Origin of the sequence: Streptococcus vestibularis, assembly GCF_900636445.1 — a bacterium.
GTDB classification, from domain to species: Bacteria; Bacillota; Bacilli; order Lactobacillales; family Streptococcaceae; genus Streptococcus; species Streptococcus vestibularis.
In genome coordinates this window covers 675,989-702,831 of the sequence record NZ_LR134275.1, presented here as the reverse complement: position 1 = coordinate 702,831, position 26,843 = coordinate 675,989, and the positions used below count along the sequence as shown (strand labels likewise).

Sequence of the window (26,843 nt, the reverse complement as noted above, 5' to 3'; positions counted from 1 at the left end):
ATGGCTATTTTTCATCAACTACCAGATAGCGTTTTGCAGCTTCTGGCAGTTTTTCTATCGATTATTATCGAAGCCCTGCCCTTCGTTTTGTTGGGAAGTATCCTGTCTGGCTTTATCGAGGTCTTCGTGACTCCTGAAAAGGTCCAAAACTTCCTCCCTAAAAATAAGGTCCTGGCTATTCTCTTTGGAACTCTGGTTGGTTTTATTTTCCCTTCTTGTGAATGTGGGATTGTTCCCATTATCACGCGCTTTTTAGAGAAAAAAGTGCCTAGCTACACAGCTATTCCGTTCATGGCAACTGCTCCTATCATCAATCCAGTCGTTCTCTTTGCGACCTATACTGCCTTTGGGAACTCTTGGTACTACGTGATTTTACGTTTCCTTGGGGCTTTCTTGATTGCCATGATTTTGGGAATCTTGCTTGGCTTTGTGGTGGATGACCAGATTCTCAAGGACAATCGTAAGACCAGTCATGTTCACGACTATAGTGGTTTGTCAGCTGGTAAGAAAGTTTTTCAAGCCCTAGTTCATGCTGTCGATGAATTTTTCGACACTGGACGTTATCTGATTTTCGGGAGCCTGGTGGCCGCAGGGATGCAGACCTACCTACCTACCCGTATTCTTACGACAATCGGGCACAATTCGGTGACAGCCATCCTTATCATGATGCTTTTGGCCTTTATCCTCTCGCTTTGTTCGGAGGCGGATGCCTTTATCGGGGCTTCGCTGCTCTCTAGTTTCGGAGTGGCACCAACAGTTGCCTTTCTCATCATAGGTCCTATGGTTGATATCAAGAACTTGATTATGATGAAACACCAGTTTAAGACACGCTTTGTTGGTCTCTTTGTAGGAACCGCAAGTCTGGTGACAATCATTTATTGTCTGCTATTGGGGGTGATTTAATGTTACGTTTTCTCATCTTATCTGGGTATTTTGAGCTCGTCATGTACTTACAAGTTTCCGGCAAGCTCAACCAGTACATTAATATCCACTACTCCTACTTGGCCTACATTTCCATGGTGCTTTCCTTTATCCTCGCTGTGGTTCAACTCATTGTTTGGATGAAGCAGATGAAGGTTCACTCGCATTTGTCAGGTCGAGTAGCCAAGGTAGCCAGCATCGTTCTCTTAGCCTTTCCAGTCCTCACTGGACTTTTAGTACCAACAGTGACCTTGGATGCCAATACCGTATCAGCCAAGGGTTATCATTTTCCACTGGCGGCAGGGAGCGATCCTAATCAGGCCGACCAAGAGGGAACGACCATCCAGTACTTGAAGCCGGACACTAGCTCCTACTTCACCTCCTCTGCATATGAGAAGGAGATGACCAAGGAGCTAGCCAAATACAAGGGACATGAGACCATCCAGATTACCACGGAAAATTACATGGAAGTCATGGAGCTCATCTACCTCTATCCTAACGATTTCGTGGGCAAGAAGGTCACCTATACCGGCTTTGTTTACAATGACCCACAGACCAAGGGTTATCAGTTCATCTTCCGTTTCGGTATTATCCACTGTATCGCCGATTCAGGTGTTTACGGACTGGCGACGAGAGGAAGTGACCAAACCTTCAAGGACAATACCTGGGTAAAAGTCACTGGTACCATCACTGTGGATTACTATCAAAATCTCAAACAGAGCCTACCTATCCTCAATTTGACTGAAGTTAAAGAGGTCGGACAGCCTGACAATCCTTATGTCTATCGCGTATTTTAAAAAGCCAAGTTCAATTGAACTGGCTTTTTAAGTTTAATCGAACTGTACAGTTACTTAAATCTTGAGAGTACAAAAACTGACTTGATTTCTAGCTTGTCGCTTACTCAGTTGTACAGTTACTTAAATCTTGAGAGTACAAAAACGAAAATAAAAATGTTTGGGCAGTTTATTTCGTTGTACAGTTACTTAAATCTTGAGAGTACAAAAACAAGTCGCAGAGACCCCAGAGGAAAAACAAGGTTGTACAGTTACTTAAATCTTGAGAGTACAAAAACTGCCCAAAGCACCGTTAACCAACAGCTTTTGGTTGTACAGTTACTTAAATCTTGAGAGTACAAAAACACTTGCGACCTTGTTCGATAAACCAATCTGGTTGTACAGTTACTTAAATCTTGAGAGTACAAAAACAGGATAGTAAAGCTTGCTTGTGCTTGCTCGTTGTACAGTTACTTAAATCTTGAGAGTACAAAAACTGATGGTAAAATCTAGTTATTTTAAAGGCAGTTGTACAGTTACTTAAATCTTGAGAGTACAAAAACCCGAACGGTTCTACAATCCGGTTAAAGATTGTTGTACAGTTACTTAAATCTTGAGAGTACAAAAACAAGCTTACGGCATTGACTTGTTCGATGTCCGTTGTACAGTTACTTAAATCTTGAGAGTACAAAAACGGGTATTCAATAAAAATCAACGACTGGGAAGTTGTACAGTTACTTAAATCTTGAGAGTACAAAAACCTCAAATGAAATTTTGATGTTTTTATACCCACATAGTGATTATAAAAACAATAACTGTCCTTGTCAATCCTTACTTTCTAAAAATTTCTGTAAAAGTTTTTCATCAGATGTTTGGGAATATCTTATACGGTAACTAAAATGAAACAACTGATTTAGGATATTCAATATTACTGAATCAACAACTGAGAGACTAGGTTGTCTCAGCATTTTTGTCAATAAATAAGGCGTTACGGTCTCTAAGGATATCCTAAAATCCTCTCTCGTTGGAAAATTATTACTTGGATAATGTTTCGCTACACTTTCATACATAAACTCAACATCATACAAATGCTCCACCTGGTCAGATAAAATATTGACGAACTTGCTATTTTCCTCATCAATCTTTAGATAGCCTTGGTCACTTGGAAATAAAATAAAGGTTAGGTTTGGATACTTTTTGACTAGCTGATCAATTTGCTTATAAAAACTATCATATGAGTCCTCTGAAATAAAACTATCAATATTTTTTAGCAGGATGAGATATTTCTCTGTTGTTTGTGACAGAAGACGGTCTAACATTTCTAAAAAGAGGGATAGTTTATCAGTATTTGAAACCCATTCGAAAGATAGATTCATATTCTCAATGGTAAAAAATGGACTAAAATTTTTTGTGAGTAGTTGGTCTAGTGTTAGAGGGCGATTCTCTAAATGGTATTCCACCTGACCACAGTTTAAGTTTATATGCCGATTCATGGTTTCTTCTATAAGCTCTACTTGTTCATTAATTCTCTCCAAATGGGCTACTATATCCACTTGATTGACAACTTTACTAAGGTAATCGTGAGCAAGTGTGCCTTTCTTATATTCCATCTGTTCAAGTAAATCCTTAAAACTTGAAATGTCGATATAGTGATAGCTACTTCGCTTCACTATTTCTCCAGTCTCATCAAGTATAGTAGGCTCTTCATAATCAAAAATACTTAAGTCCTCACTTGAGTATTTTCTTCCACCAAAATACCAACTCAAAATCTGCCAAGTATAATATTTGAGTTCATTATTCTGACCAACAATTTGTGTGATTACCCCAATATTCAATTCAATACGTTCTTTGTAAGGATGTTGTACAAAAAATTTCATATAACCACCAACTTATTATCACTGACGATTTCTTCTTGCTTAGTTTTGCCACCTATGATTAACGTCATTTCTGAAAATTGCTTTTCAGTAACCGCCAAAAGTCTCACATTTCCAGCAGGTAGATTACTCATCTTTAACTTCTTATAAAATTTATTTGCAAAACTTCTATTAGGACAAGTGCGATAGTAGACCGAAAATTGTAACATTTCAAACCCATTTGAAATTAATTCTTTACGAAAATTACGATAGATTCTTTTTTCATCCTTGGATTCCATGGGCAAATCAAAAAAACATAATAATCTCAATGCTTCATACCTCATCTTATTTTCTCCACTCTAAACTTGATACCACCGGACAGTGAAATTTACTACTATCTTTTTCCGAAATATATTTGATAAAGCCTTTGACATATTTATCCATAGCAACTGTCACTGAGCAAGTCTCTTTGCCATATTTGATTTTAGCATTGAGTAAATCTGTCAATCCCAACCTATACTCATACTTAAGGAATTCTTGATCTCGTAAATTATCATAAACCCAAACATCTACAATCTGTCTAAATGGCTCCATCAAGTCATCAACCAAATTAAACTGATTGTATTCATTTTTATGGAAGATCCCTAATAGACCATTTAAACCATAACCCGCCACTATTCTAGCCATCTGAGCCCTCATAATAGCATAGCCATAGTTTAAGCCAGCATTGATGACATCAGCTTCTTGCTGAGTTACTCTGACAAATTGTTTACCAAAGAGCTCATTAAAGTAGACCTTGGCAGCATGTCCCTCTCTATTCGTTCTATCACCAGGTTCTATCTGCTCTTTATAGTCTGAAAGTAGTCTAATGTTATCTAGACTTTTTTCAAACATGGCTAGGACATCCTCTTGGTTATTGATTTTATAATAAGTTACAATCTGCCATGCCTTGTCCTTTTGTTTCTGAGACCAATCCATCTGTTCTTTCAAGCGTTTGTAAGCTCTAAAGTGCCCATTTTGTGAGTGATAAATTCCTGTTGGTAAATGTTCGTTATCACAAACGACTAAGGCAATATTATATTTACTTAGGGCGCTTAATAATCTAAGTGTAACAATGGTATCTCCACCTTCTGCAACTATTATCGAAATATCACTAAGTGGCACCGTAAACTCTTGTCCCATCTTTTGCACTAATAAGTTATCAAGCTTTAAGCGCATCTTCTCACTTTGACTGACATGTACAACTCTCCAAGTCATTTCTTCTCCTTTTTAAATAACGAAAACACCCTGCCATAAAATGACAGGGTGTTGATTTCGGCATGAAGCCTTATCTTTGTAGCTTCTGCAAGATTTAAGTAACTGTGTAAGGCGTCCCTTACACGATTATTATAGTATATGACAACTATAATTGCAACACTTTTTAACAATTAATATTAAAAATCTAGCTTAGGCTTATCACCCTCATTTTTGATGATATGCTGATTTCCTAGAACATCCGTTCTTACTTTGTAAATAGAAATATTGGGTTTGTTTATTCCCTTTTGACATTGACCACCTTTAGCTACAGCTCCTAGTACATTTATTAACGATTCATTTCCTTCAAATTTCTGTTTATCATAAGGTTTTAATTCTACATAGTGTTTAACATTAGGTTTAGTACGAGATAAGAAACGGAATAGCTGCTGTTCTTTTGTTTCCGTATCTTTGATAAGCAACAAATCGTTTTTATAAAGTGTAAACTTGAATTCTGAATCAGAATCTACACCCTCTTTCTTCTTAATGACATTGTATTTTTCCTGAGAAATCTTATATGTTCCTGTCCCTTTCTCAAATTGTAGATCAGCATATTTTAATCCAAGGATTTCGTATTTTCCAGTAGTCTTATTGAAATAGACATCCGCTCTCCATGGAGAAACTGACTGCAAGACAACTTTATTGTTACTATCTTTGGGAGTGATATCAATATGATTACCTAACTTACTATCATAGTATTTAAGACTCTTGATTTCAGGACCATTGCCTTTTTTACTATATTTACGAATATAGTCGCCATGTTCTTCTTTATATTTTAGGAAAGGATTACATGGTACTTCTTTCCCTTTTTCATTCATTTCCTTATTAGGATAGTTCTCTAAAATTGGCTCGATAACTTTCTCAAAGGTTTGTGGGTCGTGACGATACATGAGGAATTTTGACTTATCCTTCTGATAAATCTTTATAAAGGCATCATAGCCAGTCTGGCTATAGATATCTTTGATTTTCCCTAAGACATAAGTTTCATCCTTCTTATCTTTTCCTACTTTAGCCTGTCTTGTTGCATAAATGGTGGCATCTGATATTTTACGATTAAACTTAGAATCCACTTGATATGAGAATAAGATACTGTCTTCAAATTCTTTACTCTTCAATGTATCAACAAAATGTTGGTAAGGGGCTTTGAACACAGATTCCTTGTACTCATCATCACTAATAAGTTCACCAGTTTCAATATCAAGTAGTTGGTTTTCTGAATAATTTACAAGGGTATTCTTTTGTTTTTTCCACAAATTCAACTGACTTGAAGCAGCAATAATCAGTGCATCTACGGCATGGTGATGATAAGTATCACGAGTCTTCTCAATTCCCCAATGGCGTCTCAATTGAGATGTGAATTGACCACGAACCACGGAAACTTTTGTATCAGTCTTGTGAGCTCTAAAGTGTTCTTGAAGGGCATTGAGGACAACTCTTGAAGCGTATCTTGTATCTACAAGATTTCGTTCGATAAATTTCTTGCGAACATCAAATCTTGAAATGTCCTCTTCTGTAAGAAGGTATTCTTTTTTCTTGTTTGAAAGTGATTTTGACTCACGTACAAAAGCTTTTAATTCACGGAAAGACCATGCATCATCCATGCTATCTAAAGCCTGATAAGGTGTTCGTTGTCCTTTTTCTTGGTTAGCAGTTGCATAAACCAAAACCTTATTAGCAAGACTGTCATCGAAGGTGATAGAAAGAGGTAAAATATGATCTATTTCAAATTGATTAGGATTATTTATCAAATCATGGATCGAAATTGTTTTACCAGTATAAAGGCAACGTTCTCCTTGCTGATGCCAAAGGCGAATTTTAGTCGCTAATTGCTTATGACCGTGGAAAACGCTATGTGGTAATTCAGCCCTTCCATTATATTGGTTGGCAGCCTTAAGCATTGCTGCATCTTTTTCATCTTTGTTTGCTTTTTGAATCTTTTGAATAGCTTTCTTTTCATCATCTTCATTTGTTTCACGAGCCATTTCGATGACAATATTGTCAAAGTCTCCATACTCTTTGATTGCTGCATTTACTATTTTTATAGCTTGGCGAACAGACTTAGCAACAACAGGATTATAGATTTCTTCAGTTAATAGTTTTTCATCTATATATTTTGTTTTATTTGAAGACGAAGTTGTTTTTTGTTTCCCAAGTCGTGTCAGGATAGTCATTTGCTCTTCTGACGTCGCATACAATTCTGGGATTAACTCCATCATCAGTTTGACAGAAAAATTATGCCATCCTTTGCCAAAAATGGAACTATTTGCTTTGCGGAATTGAACCAATTCGTCAATTTGCTCCTGGATAAAGTTACCATCAGCAAACTCATGCTCTAAGGCTTCTTGAATACCTTCCCTCTCAGTGTTTAATGTCAAGACATAGGCTAACTTATCAAGTTGGTCTCTTGACATTTTCTCAAAATCAATGGTTTCAAGCGTCTTCATCTTTCGATAGGCTTCGAAAGTATGAATCTCAGCCTTATCTGATTTGTCGATACGGTATCCCTTGATATCCGCAACATCGCAAGAAAGTAGTTTAGCGATATATTTAAAGAGTTTCGCTGGCCCCATTGCCTTTTCATTTTTGACATAATTAATGATTTGATTCTTCTGTTCTTCGCTCAACTTCTTGGTTTCAGTAGGAACTGTTAGATTGTTCAAATCATTTAGCAAATTGAATTCTTGAGCCGTGTAGGATGCTTTTGCTGCTCTATACTCTTCTGGATAAAATGTACATTTCCCGATTAGGATACCAAAAATATTGTCTAAAGTTATGTACTCATTTTCAGAATCTTTCTTAGTAGTATACCTTCCATAATCAGTCCGAGACTTTTCATTACCTGGTCCGTGATAATATTTCCGTTTTCCAGTTAAAATTTCGAGATAACGATTAATAAATTCATCTGTAATCTGTGGATTAAATTCTTTTTGGGTTTGCAGTATCCTTAAGGCTTCTGAACGATAAGCTGATGTAGGAAAGACATTAATTAAGCGATGTTTTTTTCCATCTTCCTCAACAGTAAAATCACCACGTAATTGACCATATTTTTGGTAGCGTTCCAACTGAATCTGTCCCGGTGTCTTAGTTTCTAATTGTTTACTATTTTCCTTAACAATTTGTGCATAGTCTCCTACTGATGAATTTCCGTCATCACTGGCATCATCGAGATAACTAATCCCACGGTGTTTCACCATATTTTTAAGAGCGATAAACAATTCTTCATTAGACAATTCATCGATCAAGCCCTTAACCCGTAATTGATATGGGTTAAGATTGATTGAAACCTTCGTAAAATCGGTGATTAATCCACTTTCCTCAAATAGATGATTTAAACGAACTCTACGATGTTTTTTACGTCGTGTCAATCGTCTTCCTTGACGATTTGTTCTACGTTCTACATTATTTTCCGCTTGGGCTGCTGGGAAAATGCGTGAATTCTTATGGATAATTTCTCCCGTCACTTTATTAAGGATACCTACACCAACAGAACCTATACCGATATCAAGTCCTAAAACTAAGTCGCTCATTTAAGAATCTCCTTATGCTTTTTTCTAATATTTTACAATAATATCTGAAAATTCACAACCGTGTTTGTAAACGCTATAATCTATGTTTTAAAAAATCAATTTAATATTATTTTTATCTAAACAACTTTATTCACTTCATTCCGAAATCTAGAAAAAATATAAATACTACTCCCTTTAACGACTTTGCTCATGTAAAAAGCCAAGTCAAATTGGACTTGGTCTTGGATTTCATTTTTGAACAAAGGAGTTTAAATTACCAACTTGTTGGCAAGGAAATCGGAATGTTAAGCTTCACCTTCATCTTGCTATTGTTAATAGTGGCTTGCTCAATTTCGTAGCCGATTTCAGGAAGCTTGAGCTGAATCTGGTTGTTAACCACGCGAACACCACTGCTGGACTGGGCAATGCTCTTCTTGAGGTAAGGCAGAACCAGTGGTTTTGGAACTGGAAGGCGACCCAGGTGGGCTCCTGACAAATCTAGTAGGATGACTTCCTTGTTAGTGCTGACCGTAAAATCAAGGCTAAATGTTGATTCGATAGGGCCAAGAGATACGGGAACCTTAGCTGTTAGATAGGAATCATTCAACTCTACGGTACTGTTTTTCAGGGTCTCATCATTAGATTCAGCTATGCTTGCTTTTAGGACTTGACGAAACTGATTACTATCCAGATTAATCTCGGTTGAAAGGTCCCCTGATGATAGGGATGTCTCACCAATACCAGCCTGGACTAAATCAACAAGAGATGTTTGTGTTGATACATTTTTTAATTGGTCTTGACTGTCAATCTTGTCCGGAATAAGTAGAGCCACCATTGCAAAAAAGAGCACAGTGACAAGGACAATGAGTCGTTTAAACCACTTCCACATAGGGATACCCCATTTCAATTTTTCACTTTTGACGTTTATTGTACTGTAATCAAGGGAAAAAAGCGAGTAAGAACTGGAAATTCTATCATATTTTCTTAATCCAAGAGGTAGGGCTCAAGAGCTTCATAGACCTTTCAGTAAGCATTGGCATATAGGTGAACGCCGTCATAGTTATGCTCTGCTTTCTGCTCTTTTATATCGTCGACCAGCTCAGCATTACAATTAATGAAGTGGCAACCATAGGTTTTGGCGATTTCCTCAGGAGTCTTATTAGAACGGTCAAGGTTTTCAGGGGTCCGCAGTTTCATCCACTGGATAGATGCCCGGGTCTGACAAGGCAGATGAAGATTTGCTGGATAAAAAGCTATCAGGTAAATCTTGGTATTTAGCAATATAGCTAGTATTTGCTCCAGAATTTGTCTGATATTTGCCATCATATGGTGGAAACAATGCTCTCCATAAGTCTCCTAGGTCATAACATTAGTACCCATATTGATGAAAAGCTTGGCCGGTTGCAAATCCAAAATCAGGGGAAGGATATGCTGGAGAAATTCATCCGTATTCAAACCACTGATGACTCGATTATAGATGATATCGTCAATACCTCTACTCCTAGCAATTTCACAAATGGGAAAAAGCTCCATGAGAGAGAAGCCGGTGAAGAATATCTCTCCCTTGATGGCGACCTCATTTAAGTACTAATAGTTTTTAAGTTTGATTTCTTTTAATTCATCCATGATAATTTTCTGCTATATTTATCTCAATGAGTGAGAAGGTAAAAAGTAGCCATGGCTTTTAGGGCGCCAATTAGTTGGATAAACATAAGCGCATGGATGATCCCAAATAATAGAGACTGGACGAGATTAGCCCCTAGAAATCCTAGTTTCCCTTGCAACCTTATAGCTATCCATCTGGACCATAAACATTTCCTTTTCGCTGACAGTCGATTTTTTCTTAAAATAGCCCCAGATTTAACGAATTGACCAGGTTTTTCAGGAAAGTCCAGGGATTTGTCAATGTAGGCCTTAGCCTAATCCAAACTAACCTCATCATTCTTGAGATAGTTCCGGATTTCTAAGTAAATCTTGTTTGAATGACTGAACACCAGGTACTTATTTACTGCCCAAAGTCGCTCTCACTGGCGACGTGGATTGCTTGTTGTCATTAGGGACCTTCCTTAATAGTTTTTTATCAGCATAGCATAGTTTAAATGGGGATAATAGAGTATGATCTTGCTAGTGGGGAGTCATTTGCTAGGGATAGTTGTATCTATTTTCAGAAAAAGGGTTTTGCTTGGTTTATGTATAAACGTTTGCTATACTTAAGGTATCAAAGAAAGGAGACAAAGCCTATGACATTGTCCAAAAAACTCACACTTTCTCTTGCCTCTATGGCAGTTCTTGGTCTTTTAGCAGCCTGCTCAAACCAGAAAGCTCAAACACCTGAAAGCTCTGCTAGTACCCAACAAAGTTCAAGTAAGGTTTCACCTTCACAAAGTTCTGAAGCTTCTAAACAGACTAACGGGCTAGATGGCACCTATAAAGGAACTGATGAAAGCGATCGTATTACTCTTACTATCTCTGGAAATACTGGTACTTGGGAAGAGGACGAAGCAGATGGCGAGAAGGATAGCAAGTCTGTAACAGTTAACCCTGCCAATCAAAGTCTAACGATTGGGGATGATATCAAATACTATAAACTCGACGGAAATCAGCTGACTATTGAAGATGATGACCGTGATCCAAATGATACTATTATCTTAACAAAATAATATCAGATACCTTAGCCAAACCACTCTCTTGATTTAGCTAAGGTTTTTTATGTTTTACTATATGCAGAAAGAAAACGGATACAAATAGGAGGCTGAGGATGACCCAAAGACAATTATGGTTGACGCTATTCTTTTATCAATTAGTGTAACTCTTATTGGACTCGGATTTTCTGTATATAATTATATTATCTTCGATAAACCTTTTATAACTACAAAAGGTTTGCTAGCTGGATTTTCTCTGGGTGCGACAGTGGTTGCCATTAGTCTATCCAAGTCAAATAGGAAGTAAAGATAAGAAAAAGGTATAAGTTTGCAGACTTATACCTTTTTTGGTAAAACATTACTTAATTTTGTGTTTGTTCATTTTTTCTTCAAAAATAGCTGTCATGATTTTACGCAACTCTTCTCTCTCTTTTTCAGGAAGGTCCCCTTGGCGCTTAGCCACTGCATAGAGCTCAGGATATTGCTTGGCTACACGCTCTACTGTCTTAGTCGTCGCATGGCCTCTTACAAAGAAAGGAATGCGTTTAATCCATTCTAGCGGTACCAAGTCAAGCAACTTCTTCGCAGCTTCCTTGTCAGAAATCTCAGCTGTACTCAACCCTTGGTTGATTTGTTCTTGTTCTTTTTCAGTAAAATCTTTTAATTCCATTACTAATTCCTCTTAATCTTTATATAGTAGATTTTACACTCTTACATGAGATTATACAACTGATTGGGACTGATGAGACAAGGAATTGACTAGCTCATGTGTCATGTTTCTACCCTACTCAAACTTTCGTTGCACGTTAACCTAGTCCATATCCACCCATTTGCCATTGTCCATGATAAAGGGTTTGGCTAGACCCGGTCCAGTGTAGTCCTTGTACTTGGTTGTGAGATACTTGTAGCAGTCCTTCTTGCTAGCAAATTTAATGGCTTGGTAGGGCTCTTCGAAGGTCAACTTTTCAACAAATAAGTAGCCATCCGTCGTTGGAACTAAGACGCCAACATGACCAACAAAAAGAGAATCTCCGTCCAGATTATCATGGACAACAACCGACAGCATGCGTGCCTTGTCATCAAAGGTGAACTGCTTGTAGTAATCTTCCATATGTTTGGCGTGAACCTTGACAACTTGGGTAGGTTCAGTCTTAACCCTTGAAAAGAGAATTTCAAAGTTTGCCTGCTCCTTGGCATCAAAAATCTTGCCCTTGTCAATGGCATCCTTATCTTGGAAAAGGAGCTCACTATCACTTTTGACTTGTGGAATCTTGATTTTGCCTTTCAGGAGCGTATAGGTGTTGATACGACAGTTTGTGCCGATAAAGTCACCATGCTTGGCTGTCCACAAACTACTGATTTTTTCCACATCATAGTCGGTTTTAGTAAATGGTTTAAAATCTCCAGTTAAACCAACAGAACCAACGGTGTCATTATAATCCTTGACCAGATTGATAAAGCTATCCACACTCCCCTCGTCCAAATGTTTCGAGAGAATGGAACGTACCTCACTAAGACTAACCTTACTATTGAGGTTGGAGTAGCTTGGTTGCTTCTCCTTTTTGTGGAAATGTGTAGAAACTGCTAATCCGACAAGGAATAGGCTAGAGATAGATAAAAGAATCAGCGTCTGTTTTTTTAGATATTTCATAGGCGCCTCCTTGGCTTCATTATATCAGATTTTGTAGGCTACTCCTTCTCAAAACGCTCTTCCACAAGAAAAAAGCCTCGTTACCAAGACTTTCTTCACTTTTTCAAATTTTTCTTTCTAGTCTCTCAAACCTTCACTTGCCATTCACAATATTGGCGAAGGCTTCTTGAATGTCCTTGTTATTAGTTGGATACATGTAATACATGTTTTCGGGATTACCTTGATTTTGCAGGGAAACTAGGACAACCGGTTGCCCATTATGGATAGTGAAATGGTAGAGAATCATGGCTGAGCCTGCATAACCGTAACTGTCTACGATGATATAGTCCGCTGTTCCTGTACCATCATCTGAAAAGGCAACATCTACCTTTTGTTGGTTGGTCATAGGGGCATTCTGTTCGGTCTTTTCTCCTACAGTGATGCGGTTATTTTTAGCAAAACTCATGGCACCATAGAAATCGTCACTTCCGTTTGGTGTTAACCTTCTATAACTTTCTTGATTCATCTTGTGGCCAAACTCTACCATATAACTAGCAAGCTTGGCAGCCTTGTCACTATTCCAAAGGGCAGTTGTATTGGTTGGGCTATTCTGGCTAGATTGGCTCTTGCTTTTCACTCTGTAATAGGACGTGTAAACCACTCCTGGTCCAGCTAACTCTGGAATTTGAACCAAACGATCTGTGTCTTTGACAGAATTGTCCGGAGACGGTGCCGCTTGGTTGGCTGGCACAGGGACAAAGGGATTAACCCCATGACCTGGACTATTGTCCGCAAAATAGAACATGGGTTGACCTTTGAAATCCTTAATAACAGTCTTACCATCAGTGCTTCCCGTCTCCTCAGACTTTGTGAGGCCAGATTTTGTAATAGTCACAACATGACCACTGTCAGACACCCAATCTCCTTCGATGCTCGAAAAATCACTATTTCGAATGGCTTCCACATCCATAGCAGGTGTTTTGGCCACCGATGAAGCACTCTGACTTTGAGAACTATAGCTTGAAGACGACTCAGAAGCTTTAGAACTCGATTGCTTAGACTTGTCTAAGGAAAATGTCTGACTGTTAGATGAGGCCACCGTGAGGGATGGTTGCTTTTGGGTTTGTGAGTTGTGAGAATGCCAGACAAAAATTACCCCACCACCAAGAAGCGTCACACAAAAAACCGCAACGATTGATGCTACTACCTTATGAGTCGCCACAAACTGACTCAAGCTTTCCCAAAATCCCTTTTTAGATGCTGGCAACAAGGCTTCAACTTCTGCTCGATTGGCTAAGAGACTACCATTTTGTATCGCCTCGTCAACCTCTGTCATCTTTGGGCGACGTCCATAAATCTTCATAAAATAGGTTAACCATTCTTCTGCTTTCATTGCATCTCCTTTTTGAAGCATAATAGTTCCATTGTAGCATAAATTAGAAATTCGTGTTGACTTGGTAGAACAGAAAAAAACTGCAAGCAAGTCGTTGCAGTTGATATATAAACTTAGTCCTCTCGGTGATTATTTTTTCTTTTGTGTAAAAAGGGGAAGGCCGAGCTTGGCGATTTTTTCCGCTGGGGTCTTCATACCATCCTTGACCCATTTGGAAATTACTGAAACAATAGCCGAGCTCCAGAAGGAATTAAGGTAGCTACCGGCACCATTTGATGAGCTACCATTTCGTTTTTCCAAAAAATCATAAACCGCCTTGGTCAACACTTGCTCAAAATTGTAATCAATGGCAAGACTGATGATTTTGGCTTCTTTTTTGACTTTCTTAAGGAGAGAAACCCAGACTTGGTAAAAATCAGTCTTGAGATTATATCCATCTAAAGATTTGGTAATCTTTGCAATACTAGACTGAAAGATGGACTTCAAAATCTCTTCCTTGGAACCATAATTGTGATAAAAGGCAGCACGGGATACACCTGCACGCTCAACCAGTTCAGATATGGTAATCTTTTTCAAGTCTTTTTTCTCCAACAATCGGAGGAGAGAAATCTCAATAGATTCTCGTGTAATTGCTTTGTTTTCTTGGTTAAATCGTTTCAGATTTTCCAAAGATTTCTCTGAGATTTTTCTTTCTGCCATAACATTCACTTTCTATCCGTCTCACCTGATGATATACGCTTTCATAGCAATGTATTTCATGAAAAAATCGTAAAAAAAAGACAAATCACTTGTCAATCTACATTATGCAAATATGAGGTATAAACCTATGAAATGGAAGATTATTGCGGATTCGGGCCTGTAACTACCGTTCTTTGGACAATCTGACCCCTGATACTGAATTTGTCAGTGTCCCTTTGACCCTCCAAGTAGGCGAGATCATCTACACGGATGATGCCCAACTCAATATTGATCAGATGATGGAGGAGATGTATGCGACTGCAACGGCTTCCAAGTCTGCCTGTCCGAGTCTGGATGACTATATGAAAGCTTTTGAAGGAGCGGATAATATCGTCGTTGTCTTCCATCACAGGTACACTTTCTGGTAGCTATAATAGTGCTGAAATCGCTAAGAAAATTTATTTGGAATAGCATCCTGATACCAAGATTTACGTCATTGATAGCCTGTCAGCTGGTGACGAGGTCTACTTTATCGTTCGTAAACTCAATCACTTAGTCGCTGAAGGCCTTGATTTTGACCAAGTCGTTAATGCTATCACAAGTTACAAGTCTAAAACCAAGTTGCTCTTTGTTTTAGACAAAGTTGATAATTTGGTGAAGAATGGTCGTCTAAGTAAACTAGTTGGCACCGTTGTTGGACTCCTCAATATCCGTATGGTTGGAGAAGCTAGTAAAACGGGTACCCTTGAGTTGCAAAAAGCAAGAGGTCAAAAGAAAGCTACCAAAGCTGCCTTTGATGAATTGATCAAGGCAGGTTATACAGGTGGACATATTGCGATTGCCCACCGCAACAATGACAAATTTATCGAGCAATTCTCTGCAATGATTCGTGAAAAATTTGCTAATGCAAGCATCGAAGTCCTTCCTACTTCTGAACTTTGTAGTTATTACGCCGAAGAAGGTGGACTCCTCATGGAATATGAAATTTAATACTATGTAGAAAAGAGCCAAAAATCAGAAAAACGCATAGTATCAGGTGTTGAAAAACTTGATACTATGCGTTTTATTGTGGGAAGATTTACTTCAATTTCTCCTAGAATTGAGTTTTTCCCAACATCCTCATTTATCCTATATTACAAAATCTATTATTTCTCATCTTCTTCCTTCTTCTTGAAGAATCCTAATCCTAGACCAGCTAACAAGGTCATGATACCAGCGCTAGCCAAGGTAGCATTAGCTTCTGTACCTGTGTTTGGCAATTCCTCTCTTCTATTTGTCTCAGAAGTAGGAGTATTTGCTTCTGGAGTGTTTGGAGTTGGAATTTGACTTTCTGGTGTTGGAATAGTCGGATCTTGTGAAGTTGGAATCGGTGTGGTCGGTTTCTGTGGAACAGGATTATTAGGCTCTACTGGTGTTATCTTTTCAAATTTATGAATTGTGACACCATCTTTTGTTACAGTTGTAATCAATCGATATCCAGGAATATTTCCTGGTTCATGAGTTCCAGGTTTTTCTGGTTTCAATGGCTTACCATTTTCATCCACCCAGATTGTAATATGATTACTTTCTGGAGTTGGTTTTACCGGTTCTTCCGGACTAGGTGTATTTGGAACTTTTACATACTCAATCGGTGTATCCTTACCAGGTTCTGTTGGTACCGCTGGTGGAATGTATCCTTGTGTTGGATCATTTGGCACTTTTGGTTGTAACGGCGTTTCACCAATCTTCGGTGTATATCCTGGTACATACGGAATTACTGGTACATTTGGTGTATTAGGATCTGTTGGATCACCAGGTTTCGTTGGATCTGTCGGATTATTTGGATATGGTAGTGGCGTTGGTGTTTCTACACCTGGCACTTTTGGTACCCAACTTCCTAGTTTAGTATAAACTACTTTTTGATCTAATCCTGTAGAATTTTCATTTGTTTCCACTTTATCTACTGAAGCTTTGTCTGCTACATAGCCTGTTAATGTAGGTGTGTCTACTTTTGCTAATTCTTTGTCCGCACTTTCCCAATGTCCGTATGTGATTGTTCCTGTAACTGCATTATATGTTGCACTACGTTTGAAGTGGGCTGTTTGTTTCTTAGTTGGTTTCGCATCCGATATTTCTGGTCCATCCGCAGTTTCTTTCTTAACGTAAGTAATTGTACGTGTTACTTCTTTTTCTAAGTCAGATTTTGCTAATCCAGTTGCTGGCCATTTTGGTCCTTCTGGTTTATCTGGATCTACTGGATCATTTGGATTTTTCGGCTCTGTTACTGTTACTGTACGTTCCTTAACTAGTAATTTGAATACTTGTGTTGGATCTCCATCTGTTGGATCTTTTTCTTTATCGAATTTTTGATCTTTCAACAAGTCTTTATTCTCAATTATATATCCACGTTTTTCTAAGTCTGCAATCTTAGCCGTTACTGAATCTGCTGGAATTGGTTCACCTGTTTTACCTGAAAGCTCTACTTTCTCTTCAGGTAGTTCAACCTCTGTACCTGTTGTTGTATTGAATACTTTCACCACTGCTTTTTGTGGATCTTTTGAATACTCAATTGGTGTATCTTCGCCTGGTGTGTTTGGAATTGGAGGCACCTTGTATCCATTTTCTAGATGTTCTGGATCAACTGGTACTAATGGATTTCCATCTGGTGTCTTCGGTGTATATCCTGGTACATATGGAATCACTGGTACATTTGGTGTATTAGGATCCGTTGGATCTCCAGGCTTCGTTGGATCTGTTGGATGGTTTGGATATGGTAGTGGCGTTGGTGTTTCTACACCTGGCACTTTTGGTAGCCAACTTCCTAGTTTAGTATAAACTACTTTTTGATCTAATCCTGTCGAATCTGCATTTGTTTCCACTTTATCTACCGAAGCTTTGTCTGCTACATAGCCTGTTAATGTAGGTGTGTCTACTTTTGCTAATTCTTTGTCCTCACTTTCCCAATTTCCGTATGTGATTGTTCCTGTAACTGCGTTATATGTTGCACTACGTTTGAAGTGGGCTGTTTGTGTTACAGTCGGTTTCGCATCCGATATTTCTGGTCCATCCGCAATTTCTTTCTTAACGTAAGTAATTGTACGTGTTACTTCTTTTTCTAAGTCAGATTTTGCTAATCCAGTTGTTGGCCATTTTGGTCCTTCTGGAACATTTGGATCAACCGGTGTATTTGGAGTTGGTGGTTCTGTTACTGTCACAACTTTTTCTTTTACAGTAATCGTATATTCCTGACTTGGAATTTGACCTTCTGTGTCTTCTATAGTATCAACTGTTTTATCACCACTTGTAAATGTGTCTCCAACAATCTCATATCCAGCATTTTTCAGTTCTGTAATCTTAGTATTAACTTCATCAGTTGAAAATTCTTTTCCTACTTCACCTTCTAGTGTAATATCATTATATCCAGTCAATGCTTCTGTTGCTGTCTCAGATGTTTGTTTCTTGAAATGAACGACACCTTTACCTGTAGGCGGCGTAGTTCTTTCTTCATATACAAATGTGATTACTGTATGTTTCTTTGTGATACTTCCATTTGGCGCATCAGATGAAGTTTCCAATCCTCTACCAACTGATCTTAAAGCATAATATTTTCCATTAGTTGCATTAAAATACGGAACTTTTTTTGAATTCACATCATAGTCTGTACCAATCAGTACATCTTTTCTTACCAAATAGCCATTATCCGTTTTTTCTCCAGCTTTTTTAGCATCGGCATCAGTAATTGGTAAATTATTTCCATCAGTATCAACATAACGAACAGTAACATCTCCTGACATAGCTGCTCTTACTTCTGATGTCTTTTTACTCTTGTCAATTTCTTCTTTTATTTTCTTCTCTTGGTCTTCAGTAATCTTACCTTGTTCTTTTAACTTAGTAAGTATTCGTTTAGCGACTTCTTTTGATGGTTCTACCGTATCTTGAATAACTGAGAAATCGGCTAGGATAGGTAAGTTATATTGAAGTCTTGGACTTTGATTATTAACCCCAACACGTTTTTCATTTTCCGCAAACACTTGCACTTTATAGGATACAACGTCTTTACCTAATGGAATATCTCCTGTTGAGAAGTATCCACCTTTACCTAGTTTGTCCTGATCTCCTTCAATTGCAGTAGTGATTTTTTCTGATAATTTATCATCAGCTAGCACATTGGTACGTGTGACATTATTTTTTTCAACAAAGTATCCCGTGAAGTTAGCAAGACCATTTTTTTCATCATCCGCAGCAAGTGCATTAGTATGATATTTATTATATTCAGCTTCTGATATTTCATCAGTTTTTCTAGTTGCTTCCATGTGTGATCCAAGGATTTTTACTTGTTTACTACCATTTCTTGCTTCCGTGTAAGTATAGGCATTTGTAGATCCAATGGCTGATTCTAAAGCAGAAATTTCTTTTTTAAGTTCATTTTTTTTCTCTTCACTAGCAGTATTTAATTCTGCTTTTTTAGCTGCTAGTTTAGTACTTAACTCTGTACGATGTTTGGCTACTTTAGCTGGATCTGTTTCGAGTTCTAATTGATCAGTGTCTCCATGATAGATAATTTTTTTTGCAGTTGGTAATATAAAATCTAGTAATTTATAGACACGATCTGGGTCAGCACTTTTTTTGTTCCATCTGAATTTGTTTCAGTGGCAGTAGCCCATATTGGAGAGTTTCTTTTTACCTCCTCATCCTCAATTTTTTTTAATATATTATTAAGACTATTTGCTACATATGTATAACTATTAGCTTCGAAATTAAGTTCTTCTTTAAACTTATTTTTTCGCCTTCCTGTACCTTCTCGCAATGCATCCTTATCGATAGGTAACTCAACTATAGCGTCTCCATTTTTAACGAGTTCTTGTTTTGCTTCCTCTTTCAAAGCTGCTAGTTTCTCTCTATTCGGTCTTTTATCATTCGGATATTTTTCCTTATATTTAGCAGTTGCAAGAGTAGTGACTTTTTCATTGAACTCATCCCTAAAAATTTTTTTAATTAATGCATTAAGCGTACTTAAATCCACACCTTGACTGTAACGTTCTTCGTTCTCTACTACACCGTCAATACGGTTGATAGTGTGGTCATAGACAGTTTCTTCAGAATTATCCTTTTTAATAGCTTTAACAACGATACGATAAGTTCCTTTTGACCCTTCAAAGTCTGAGATATAACCTGTCACAAAGTCGATTTTCAAGCGACTTCCATATTCTGTCGAAAAGGCTTTGAACGTTTTTTCTATCCCATTGAAACCTTCAATATTTGGTGCGTGTTGGAGTATATCTTCCTTCTCTTTTACAGGTAAGGAAGCAAGTTTATCTTGATTCTCCTTACTATTTGCTGTCACTATATCAAACTTAGAGCCATCTTGTGCTTTATCATCTTTATTGGCGATAGTACGTCCTTTGGCAAGCATTAACATATATTTGAAGCGTCGGTCTAATGCTTGCTCGTGAAGGTAGATTCGGTCAAGTGCATCAGAACCGAGCATTCCACCTTCTTTGCGATGTCCATCTTTGTCAGTGTACCAACCAGTGAAATAGCCTTGTTCATTTTTCTTACCGATGGCGAATTTACCCACATGTCCCTCTTTGTTGATAGCATGCCAACCACCGAAACTGTTTATTTCACGGATTTCACCTGGTTTAAGTGGCACACCATCTGGATTCTCAGCAGTCTTATCAAAACGAAGCTCGTCTCCTAGAGTATCCATGTTTCTCAAGTATGAACGCTCGTTATTTTGGAAGTCATCCGGCATATGTTGGATAATCTTCCACATATCTTCAACAGTAGCAGTATGATCAGGATCATCGAAACTCAAGTGAGCATTTGGATCATGTGCTCCAGGCTCATCTCCTTTTGGTATATTTACCCCTGGTTGATCTGGTTTTACTGTAGACCCTTTACGTTCGGTTAAAGCAGAATTTAATACTTCGTTATTTCCAGTTGAAGTTCCAGTAGGAGTATTAGAAGTTCCGTCGGCAGGAGCATCTCCTGTATCTCTTCTTACACGACGACTTCTAGTATTGGCAGACGTAGACGCTTCTGTCGGCTGCGCTGCATTAAGAGTGTCTTTATTTTCTTTCTCTTTAGGTGTTGTTAACTCTGTTGATTTTCCAGAAATATCTGGATTTTGAGCAGGCTCCGCCCCATAGCTAGAGGAAGTCAGACTGTTAGGTTGGCTTGTCTCCGGGTCTGGAGACGGAGTAGACTGACTTACACCTCCATCAGTGGTAATATTCGTTTCCGCGTGTACCACACCTGCCCCCATGGCAAGGTAAAAAGCACCAATGGCGACACTAGCTGCACCGACACTTACTTTTCGAATACTATATTTTAGTTGTTTATCAAATTTTCCCATTTCAGACTCCAATCATACATATATATGTATAAAATAATATTCTCATTTCCTCTATTGTACTCAAAATTCCTGTTGTTATCAAGTGATGGCGTTTTCATATTTTTATATAAATATAAACAATGAAAGCGATTTTGTGTATTGATATAAGATAATAAGGAGTAATAAATGAGTACAAGTTTTCAATTTTTAAGTTAAATTGCTATTTCAAAAATTTTTAAATACTGATTTCTATTATTTTATTTTTGATTATCTTAAAATATTTATAGTTAACCTTAAAACAATTAAGTAGTTTGATAGTTTTATCTTTTTTATTAGTAATTGGTAATTCGTTCCATACTTTTTAGAATTAGAAAATACTAAATAGACCGCCCCTTCTTCATCTGTCCAACCACGACTGAGAGATAATTCTAAACGATCTTTTAAAATAGAATAAGCCACCTTTACTTCTAGTTTCATATCCATATATTTTTCATCCTCAAAAAGAATTTTAGGTAATTTGTAATACCTTTCTGAAGTTTGGTATTGATTTGCGGTAATTCGTTTCATAGCACTCCTCCAAGTTCTTTGAGTATTAAATCTCCACTTGATTCCAATCGAACCAAGCCACTTTTTTCCAATTCAGGCATAAGAGATATGTCCTCAACAATATCAATTCCCATTTCACGAACTAAAAATGAAATGACAATATAGCGTGATGATTGTAATTCTTTTGTCATTTTCCCACCTGAAAATAAAAAAAGAGAACAATATACAATTGTTCGGCTCTATAATTTCTGTAGTGGGTAAAACCACTGTAGAGATTATAGAGCTTTTTAAGTGTACACAAAAAGTCCCATAAGAACTATAATGAAAAGCGACAAAACCATCATTAGGAAGAACTTATGAGACTTATTAAGAATACCACAGAATTAATCGGAATTAAAGACCAAAATATCATTATTTCACTTGTTTTTGAAACTGACACTCATATAGAGATTCAAGCAAAACTCGATTACCCTGCACCATCATGTCCTCACTGCCATGGAAAGATGATCAAATATGACTTTCAAAAAAACTCTAAAATCCCTCTTCTCGAGCAAGCTGGAACTCCAACTCTACTACGTCTGAAAAAACGTCGTTTCCAGTGTAAAAGTTGTAGGAGAGTAACGGTGGCTGAGACATCTATCGTTGAGAAAAACTGCCAAATCTCTAATCTGGTCCGACAAAAGGTTACACAACTCCTAACTGAGAAGGTGTCACTAACGGATATTGCCAGAAGACTTCGTGTGTCAACGTCCACTGTCTATCGTAAGCTTGACCAGTTCACTTTCAAGAAACATTATGACAAACTTCCAGCTATAATGTCCTGGGATGAGTTTGGGTTCAAGAAAGGTGACTTGGCTTTTGTGGCGCAGAATTATGAGACCAACGAACTCATAACCATCCTTGATAATCGCCGCCAAACCACTATACGAAACTACTTTTTGAAGTATCCATTGAAAGCTCGACAAAAGGTGCAGTTTATCACGATGGATATGTCTGGAGCCTATATCCCACTAGCCCACAGACTCTTTCCAAACGCCAAAATCGTTCTTGATCGTTTCCACATCATCCAGCACCTTGGTCGAGCCTTTTTAAAGACAAGAATTGCCATTATGAACCAGTTCGATAAGAAGTCACTACCCTATCGAGCCTTGAAAAATCACTGGAGAGTCTTCCAAAAGGACAGCCGTAAGTTATCTTGCAAATCATTTCACTCGAAGACCTTTGGTCAAACCTTAAGTCCACATGAAGTCGTTGAGAAGACACTGAATTTCTCAGAAGAACTAACCGACTACTATACTCTTTATCAGCTTTTGCTTTTTCACTTTCAGGAGAAGAGAGTAGATGAGTTCTTTGAGCTGATAGAGGAGAATATAAGCAAGGTCAACCATTACTTCAAAATAGTCTTTAGGACTTTTCTTAGACACAAACAATACATCAAAAACGCACTAGAAACACAGTACTCAAATGCAAAATTGGAGGGGACCAATAAGCTTATCAAAGATATTAAACGTCTGGGCTTCAGTTTTAGAAATTTTATCAACTTTAGGAAGCGTGTTTTCATCACTCTAAACATACATAAAAAGAGGACCTATCTGGCCCTCTCTAGATGTTAGCTTTTCGTCACCCACTACAGTTGACAAAGAGCCACAATATACAATTGTTCTCTCTTTAGATAAATATTTATTGTTGTATTCATTTTTCCGATACGCAAACGACATCTACAAATACATATACATCTATGTGCCTTTTTAGGACTTTTTTAACATCAAAATTGCCTTTCTCTACAAATACAAAATGCTTGTAAAATAGCTTAAAATCAAGGATTTTCACCCTCTTGTTCGTTGTAGCAACACCACACACTCGACATAGTGCGTCTGTGGGAGTTCGAAGCACCAGTGGAGCTTTGAAGCATTTCGCCTTGAAATGTAAAAGTGAGATGTTTAACTGCGTTTCACTAACAAACTCACACACTCAGCGGTTTGCTGTTACCGTATCGTTTCGTCGTAAACTCCTTACTCTACGACAGCTATCGCATGGGTGGATCATCTGCTTCTACTTCGCTGAAGCCTCAGCTCGTACAAGCAGTGATACCGCCTCAACATGATGCGTTTGAGGAAACAAATCAACCGGCTGCACTTTTTTCAATTCATAGTCCAATTCTTGATAGCGTTTGATATCACGCGCCATGGTTGCTGGGTTACATGAGACGTAGGTAATCTTTTCAGGTTGCATGGCGACGCTGGCTTTGATGAAGCTTTCTGTCAAGCCCTTACGTGGTGGATCCACAATGATGACGTCTGGTTTGATACCATCCTTGCTCCACTTGGCCATGGCATTTTCAGCTGAGTCAGCCACATAGTGGGCATTTGTAATGCCGTTGCGTTCTGCATTTTTCTTGCCATCTTCAACGGCTGTTTCGATGACTTCAACGCCGTAGACTTCCTTGACCTGTTTTGCAAATGACAAACCGATTGTCCCGATTCCTGAATAGGCATCAATAACAATGCTGTCGCTGTTTAGATCTGAGAAGTCAATAGCTGTTTGATAGAGTTTTTCAGCCATCTCGGTATTTACCTGGTAGAATGACTGGGCAGAAATCTCATAGTCATTGCCCAACATACTGTCTGTGATGGTGTCTTGACCATAAAGGGTGCGGAACTCCTTACCAAAGATGGCGTTAGTGTTCTTATCGTTGATGTTTTGGATGATTGAAACGACACTTGGAAAAGCTTCCGTAATCTTAGCAATAATCTGGTCAATACGGAAAACTTTTGGTCTGGTCGTTACAAAGACCAACATCATCTGACCTGAATAATGACCACGACGAACTACCAAATGACGAATCAAACCTGTCTGCTCCTTCTCATCATAAGGTTTGAGGTCATAGCGACGGAGAAGGTCACGTACAAAGACAATGAGTTTATCAATTTCCTTGTCTTGGATGAGGAAATCTTCAATTGGAATCAAGTCGTGCGAATTCTTGCGGTAGAAACCAGTTTCAAGCTGACCTTTAACACGGCGAACGGGCACCTGAGCCTTATTACGGTAAGCGTACGGTGTATCCATCCCCAATGTTTCAGCGACTTCTACGTCTGAGATACCTGCTGTCTTATAGAGGTTGTCCACAACTTGTTTACGCTTGAACTTAAGCTGCTCCTCATAAGTCATATGCCCAAAATCAGCAATTCCTGAACGAAGATAGGTCGCATCAATGTCCTGATTACGGTTTGGTGAAAGGGTCACATACTCCTCAACCTTACCAAAGCCGATATTTTTCTTGAGCTTAAGCACTCGCATCTTGATGACTTCGCCTGGGAGGGCATTATCCACGAAAAAGACAAAGCCATCCACCTTGGCAACACCTGATCCTTCATGTGTCAAATCGACAATTTCAACTTCTACAATAGCGTTTTTATTTAACATAATTCAACTTTCTTTACTCTGTATAGGGATTTAGAGGGACCTAAAAGCCACTTGCTACCCTCCATTATAGCACATATAAATCAAATTTATGGCTGGCCATAAATAATATAGATTTTTCAGAAAAGTCATACAGTGCTATCATAGGTCCATGACAAAAAATTAAACGACTCAGCCGCTTGGCTAGATGTCGTTTCTATCTAAAGGAGAATAATCATGCCAGAAATTACCATTCATACAATCGAAACTGCACCAGAAGAAGTCAAAGACGTCCTTCAGACAGTCAAAGATGCCAATGGGGGATTCATTCCAAACTTGATTGGTCTCCTTGCTAATGCGCCAACTGCGCTTGAAACTTACCGCACTGTCGGTGAAATCAACCGTCGTAATTCATTGACACCAACTGAACGTGAAGTTGTTCAAATTACAGCTGCTGTTACTAATGGCTGTGCCTTCTGTGTGGCAGGTCACACAGCCTTTTCAATCAAGCAAATCCAAATGACACCTCAACTTTTGGAAGCTCTTCGTAACCGTACACCAATTGAGGACGATCCAAAACTTGATACCCTCGCTAAATTCACTATTGCTGTAATCAATACCAAAGGTGCTGTTGGTGACGAAGCCTACAATGACTTCTTGGAAGCTGGCTACACTGCACAAAATGCCCTTGACGTTATCTTGGGTGTCAGCCTTGCTAGCTTGTGTAACTACGCTAACAATCTCGCACAAACACCAATTAACCCTGAACTTCAAGAATTCGCTTAATGTAAAGCTAAACTGATAAACTAGAGGAGGACCTAAGCCTATGTCACATTTTTCAAAAGAATTCCTTACTTGGTTGGACACCAACGCTGACCATATTGACCAAGAGTCTGGACCAATTGCGGACCAACTTCTTGAAAAAATTGCTGAAAACGACGTCTTTAAAATAGGCGTACCTGCTGAGTTTGATGGCCTAGGTGGTGGTCCTACTCAAGTTGTTGATGTGCTTAATGAATTGGCACAACATTCTTTGACAGCTTCCTTTATTTCTTGGGGACACCGTACTTTCATTGACTATATCCTAGCGAGCGACAATGCTTACCCTCGTGAAACCTGGTTGAAAGAATTGTATACTGGTGAGCGTGCTGGTGGAACTGGCTTATCAAATGCCGTCAAATTCCTGTCTGACATTGAAGAATTGAATGTGACCCTCAGCCAAGAAGGTGATGACTACTATCTCGATGGTCGTTTGCCTTGGGTAACTAATCTTCGTGCAGATAAGTTTGCAGCTCTCTTTGCTGCTGACTTTAAAGACGGTAGCCAACCTTGGATTATCACTATTCCATCTGAAGCTGAAAGTCTTAGTCGTTCCGAAGATTTGGAATTTGTTTCCCTTCAAGGAGCTAACACCGCTTCTCTTACTTTCGATCACGTTAAGTTAGATCCTAATTGGGTCCTTTCAAAAAATGGTACCGACTACATTGCCAAAACACGTCCAAACTTTCTTGGTTTCCAGTTTGGTCTTGCCTTTGGTTTGGCCCAACGTTCTCTTGATGAGGTTGAAGCTAGTCTAAACAGTAACCGTAGTGTTCTTCGTGAGGAATTTGAAGCAACACGTGGAAATCTTCTTGCTATTCAAGATCAACTCTTTGCGGGTCTTAATGATGCTAATTATTTCATTGAAAAACCACGTGAACTTTTCCAATTGCGTATCGATATTGTCGACGTCGTAGCCAACAGCCTGCTCCTCGAACTTCAGGCTAGTGGTGGTCGTGGCTATTTGAAAGAATCAGAGTCAAGCTTTATCCGTCGTTGGAATGAAGGCGTCTTCCTTCCAATTGTATCTCCGAGTGCGGTTCAGCTTCGCCATATCCTTGCAGCTAGCTAGAA

At 38.4% G+C, this 26,843-nt stretch carries 20 protein-coding genes, 3 pseudogenes and 1 CRISPR repeat array; of the genes and pseudogenes, 8 read left to right on the top strand and 15 right to left on the bottom strand.

Features of this window, described 5'->3' with window-relative positions; all coding sequences use genetic code 11:
• Both EL076_RS03590 and EL076_RS03585 read left to right on the top strand, forming a co-directional pair.
• Nucleotides 1–903 carry a permease gene (locus tag EL076_RS03590; RefSeq protein ID WP_048788550.1) on the top strand — a complete coding sequence of 301 codons (903 nt, stop codon included), beginning with the start codon at nucleotides 1–3 and terminating at the stop codon, nucleotides 901–903.
• Nucleotides 903–1,718, top strand: coding sequence for a TIGR03943 family putative permease subunit (locus EL076_RS03585; RefSeq protein WP_117646833.1), 816 nt, complete (start codon nucleotides 903–905; stop codon nucleotides 1,716–1,718). The genes EL076_RS03590 and EL076_RS03585 overlap by 1 nt, the downstream gene beginning before the upstream one ends.
• 41 nt (nucleotides 1,719–1,759) lie before the next feature.
• A CRISPR array of direct repeats spans nucleotides 1,760–2,455; the repeat unit is 36 nt; unit sequence GTTGTACAGTTACTTAAATCTTGAGAGTACAAAAAC.
• Nucleotides 2,456–2,518: 63 nt separating this feature from the next.
• Here EL076_RS03585 and csn2-St read toward each other — a convergent pair.
• The 6 genes from csn2-St to EL076_RS10230 form a co-directional block, all read right to left on the bottom strand.
• Nucleotides 2,519–3,571, bottom strand: a complete 1,053-nt coding sequence (csn2-St, locus tag EL076_RS03580; RefSeq protein ID WP_126429295.1) for a CRISPR-associated protein Csn2-St — start codon at nucleotides 3,569–3,571, stop codon at nucleotides 2,519–2,521.
• Complete coding sequence (gene cas2, locus EL076_RS03575; protein WP_002946754.1) at nucleotides 3,568–3,891, bottom strand: CRISPR-associated endonuclease Cas2; 324 nt, start codon at nucleotides 3,889–3,891, stop codon at nucleotides 3,568–3,570. Before cas2 ends, csn2-St begins: the two co-directional genes overlap by 4 nt.
• A gap of 1 nt (nucleotide 3,892) precedes the next feature.
• Entirely contained in the window at nucleotides 3,893–4,804 is a 912-nt protein-coding gene (gene cas1 / locus EL076_RS03570) for a type II CRISPR-associated endonuclease Cas1 (RefSeq protein WP_003097497.1), read from the bottom strand.
• Nucleotides 4,805–4,980: 176 nt separating this feature from the next.
• On the bottom strand, nucleotides 4,981–8,367 hold the full coding sequence (gene cas9 / locus EL076_RS03565) for a type II CRISPR RNA-guided endonuclease Cas9 (protein WP_126429293.1): 3,387 nt from the start codon (nucleotides 8,365–8,367) through the stop codon (nucleotides 4,981–4,983).
• Nucleotides 8,368–8,620: 253 nt separating this feature from the next.
• Entirely contained in the window at nucleotides 8,621–9,235 is a 615-nt protein-coding gene (locus tag EL076_RS03560) for a DUF2140 domain-containing protein (protein WP_126429291.1), read from the bottom strand.
• Between the two features lie 134 nt (nucleotides 9,236–9,369).
• On the bottom strand, nucleotides 9,370–9,672 hold the full coding sequence (locus EL076_RS10230) for an SGNH/GDSL hydrolase family protein (protein ID WP_164555391.1): 303 nt from the start codon (nucleotides 9,670–9,672) through the stop codon (nucleotides 9,370–9,372).
• A gap of 12 nt (nucleotides 9,673–9,684) precedes the next feature.
• Between EL076_RS10230 and EL076_RS10225 the strand changes: the two genes are divergently transcribed.
• Complete coding sequence (locus tag EL076_RS10225) at nucleotides 9,685–9,930, top strand: hypothetical protein (RefSeq protein WP_232009672.1); 246 nt, start codon at nucleotides 9,685–9,687, stop codon at nucleotides 9,928–9,930.
• A gap of 656 nt (nucleotides 9,931–10,586) precedes the next feature.
• Nucleotides 10,587–11,006, top strand: coding sequence for an SP_0198 family lipoprotein (locus tag EL076_RS03540; protein WP_126429289.1), 420 nt, complete (start codon nucleotides 10,587–10,589; stop codon nucleotides 11,004–11,006).
• 340 nt (nucleotides 11,007–11,346) lie between these two features.
• On the opposite strand, the gene EL076_RS03530 is transcribed toward EL076_RS03540, so the two are convergent.
• The 4 genes from EL076_RS03530 to EL076_RS03515 all read right to left on the bottom strand — a co-directional run bounded on the left by EL076_RS03530 (nucleotide 11,347) and on the right by EL076_RS03515 (nucleotide 14,710).
• A complete protein-coding gene (locus EL076_RS03530; protein WP_064519110.1) occupies nucleotides 11,347–11,658 on the bottom strand; it encodes a hypothetical protein in 312 nt (103 codons plus the stop codon).
• A 141-nt stretch (nucleotides 11,659–11,799) separates the two neighbouring features.
• Nucleotides 11,800–12,639, bottom strand: a complete 840-nt coding sequence (locus tag EL076_RS03525; RefSeq protein WP_126429287.1) for a DUF4300 family protein — start codon at nucleotides 12,637–12,639, stop codon at nucleotides 11,800–11,802.
• A gap of 133 nt (nucleotides 12,640–12,772) precedes the next feature.
• The gene (locus EL076_RS03520; protein ID WP_126429285.1) at nucleotides 12,773–14,011 is read right to left on the bottom strand and encodes a DUF4767 domain-containing protein; all 1,239 of its coding nucleotides are present in this window, start codon (nucleotides 14,009–14,011) and stop codon (nucleotides 12,773–12,775) included.
• Nucleotides 14,012–14,140: 129 nt separating this feature from the next.
• Complete coding sequence (locus tag EL076_RS03515) at nucleotides 14,141–14,710, bottom strand: TetR/AcrR family transcriptional regulator (RefSeq protein ID WP_126429283.1); 570 nt, start codon at nucleotides 14,708–14,710, stop codon at nucleotides 14,141–14,143.
• A 127-nt stretch (nucleotides 14,711–14,837) separates the two neighbouring features.
• Between EL076_RS03515 and EL076_RS03510 the strand changes: the two are divergent.
• Nucleotides 14,838–15,679: pseudogene (locus EL076_RS03510) on the top strand (DegV family protein).
• A gap of 155 nt (nucleotides 15,680–15,834) precedes the next feature.
• Here the strand turns inward: EL076_RS03510 and EL076_RS03505 are convergent.
• From EL076_RS03505 to EL076_RS03490, 4 genes and pseudogenes are all read right to left on the bottom strand, one after another.
• Nucleotides 15,835–18,981, bottom strand: a complete 3,147-nt coding sequence (locus EL076_RS03505) for a mucin-binding protein (RefSeq protein WP_164555389.1) — start codon at nucleotides 18,979–18,981, stop codon at nucleotides 15,835–15,837.
• A gap of 275 nt (nucleotides 18,982–19,256) precedes the next feature.
• Complete coding sequence (locus tag EL076_RS03500) at nucleotides 19,257–21,026, bottom strand: YSIRK-type signal peptide-containing protein (protein WP_164555388.1); 1,770 nt, start codon at nucleotides 21,024–21,026, stop codon at nucleotides 19,257–19,259.
• Between the two features lie 339 nt (nucleotides 21,027–21,365).
• Nucleotides 21,366–21,572: pseudogene (locus EL076_RS03495) on the bottom strand (replication initiator protein A); the annotation flags it as partial.
• On the bottom strand, nucleotides 21,569–21,742 hold the full coding sequence (locus EL076_RS03490; RefSeq protein ID WP_126429281.1) for a hypothetical protein: 174 nt from the start codon (nucleotides 21,740–21,742) through the stop codon (nucleotides 21,569–21,571). The gene EL076_RS03490 and the pseudogene EL076_RS03495, both read right to left, overlap by 4 nt.
• A gap of 165 nt (nucleotides 21,743–21,907) precedes the next feature.
• On the opposite strand from EL076_RS03490, the pseudogene EL076_RS03485 reads away from it, so the two are divergent.
• Nucleotides 21,908–23,157 (top strand): annotated as a pseudogene (locus tag EL076_RS03485) (ISL3 family transposase).
• A 446-nt stretch (nucleotides 23,158–23,603) separates the two neighbouring features.
• On the opposite strand, the gene rlmD reads toward EL076_RS03485, so the two are convergent.
• A complete protein-coding gene (rlmD, locus tag EL076_RS03480; protein ID WP_126429279.1) occupies nucleotides 23,604–24,974 on the bottom strand; it encodes a 23S rRNA (uracil(1939)-C(5))-methyltransferase RlmD in 1,371 nt (456 codons plus the stop codon).
• Between the two features lie 213 nt (nucleotides 24,975–25,187).
• Here rlmD and EL076_RS03475 point away from each other — a divergent pair, with 213 nt between their 5' ends.
• Complete coding sequence (locus tag EL076_RS03475; protein WP_117648063.1) at nucleotides 25,188–25,736, top strand: carboxymuconolactone decarboxylase family protein; 549 nt, start codon at nucleotides 25,188–25,190, stop codon at nucleotides 25,734–25,736.
• A gap of 40 nt (nucleotides 25,737–25,776) precedes the next feature.
• The gene (locus tag EL076_RS03470; protein WP_126429277.1) at nucleotides 25,777–26,841 is read left to right on the top strand and encodes an acyl-CoA dehydrogenase family protein; all 1,065 of its coding nucleotides are present in this window, start codon (nucleotides 25,777–25,779) and stop codon (nucleotides 26,839–26,841) included.
• Nucleotides 26,842–26,843 lie beyond the last annotated feature (2 nt).

Coding starts and splice junctions, on each gene's coding strand:
- EL076_RS03590 (WP_048788550.1), top strand. CDS start 1: ATGGCTATTTTTCATCAACTACCAGATAGCGTTTTGCAGCTTCTGGCA.
- EL076_RS03585 (WP_117646833.1), top strand. CDS start 903: ATGTTACGTTTTCTCATCTTATCTGGGTATTTTGAGCTCGTCATGTAC.
- csn2-St (WP_126429295.1), bottom strand. CDS start 3,571: ATGAAATTTTTTGTACAACATCCTTACAAAGAACGTATTGAATTGAAT.
- cas2 (WP_002946754.1), bottom strand. CDS start 3,891: ATGAGGTATGAAGCATTGAGATTATTATGTTTTTTTGATTTGCCCATG.
- cas1 (WP_003097497.1), bottom strand. CDS start 4,804: ATGACTTGGAGAGTTGTACATGTCAGTCAAAGTGAGAAGATGCGCTTA.
- cas9 (WP_126429293.1), bottom strand. CDS start 8,367: ATGAGCGACTTAGTTTTAGGACTTGATATCGGTATAGGTTCTGTTGGT.
- EL076_RS03560 (WP_126429291.1), bottom strand. CDS start 9,235: ATGTGGAAGTGGTTTAAACGACTCATTGTCCTTGTCACTGTGCTCTTT.
- EL076_RS10230 (WP_164555391.1), bottom strand. CDS start 9,672: ATGATGGCAAATATCAGACAAATTCTGGAGCAAATACTAGCTATATTG.
- EL076_RS10225 (WP_232009672.1), top strand. CDS start 9,685: ATGCTCTCCATAAGTCTCCTAGGTCATAACATTAGTACCCATATTGAT.
- EL076_RS03540 (WP_126429289.1), top strand. CDS start 10,587: ATGACATTGTCCAAAAAACTCACACTTTCTCTTGCCTCTATGGCAGTT.
- EL076_RS03530 (WP_064519110.1), bottom strand. CDS start 11,658: ATGGAATTAAAAGATTTTACTGAAAAAGAACAAGAACAAATCAACCAA.
- EL076_RS03525 (WP_126429287.1), bottom strand. CDS start 12,639: ATGAAATATCTAAAAAAACAGACGCTGATTCTTTTATCTATCTCTAGC.
- EL076_RS03520 (WP_126429285.1), bottom strand. CDS start 14,011: ATGAAAGCAGAAGAATGGTTAACCTATTTTATGAAGATTTATGGACGT.
- EL076_RS03515 (WP_126429283.1), bottom strand. CDS start 14,710: ATGGCAGAAAGAAAAATCTCAGAGAAATCTTTGGAAAATCTGAAACGA.
- EL076_RS03505 (WP_164555389.1), bottom strand. CDS start 18,981: ATGGAAGCAACTAGAAAAACTGATGAAATATCAGAAGCTGAATATAAT.
- EL076_RS03500 (WP_164555388.1), bottom strand. CDS start 21,026: ATGGGAAAATTTGATAAACAACTAAAATATAGTATTCGAAAAGTAAGT.
- EL076_RS03490 (WP_126429281.1), bottom strand. CDS start 21,742: ATGACAAAAGAATTACAATCATCACGCTATATTGTCATTTCATTTTTA.
- rlmD (WP_126429279.1), bottom strand. CDS start 24,974: ATGTTAAATAAAAACGCTATTGTAGAAGTTGAAATTGTCGATTTGACA.
- EL076_RS03475 (WP_117648063.1), top strand. CDS start 25,188: ATGCCAGAAATTACCATTCATACAATCGAAACTGCACCAGAAGAAGTC.
- EL076_RS03470 (WP_126429277.1), top strand. CDS start 25,777: ATGTCACATTTTTCAAAAGAATTCCTTACTTGGTTGGACACCAACGCT.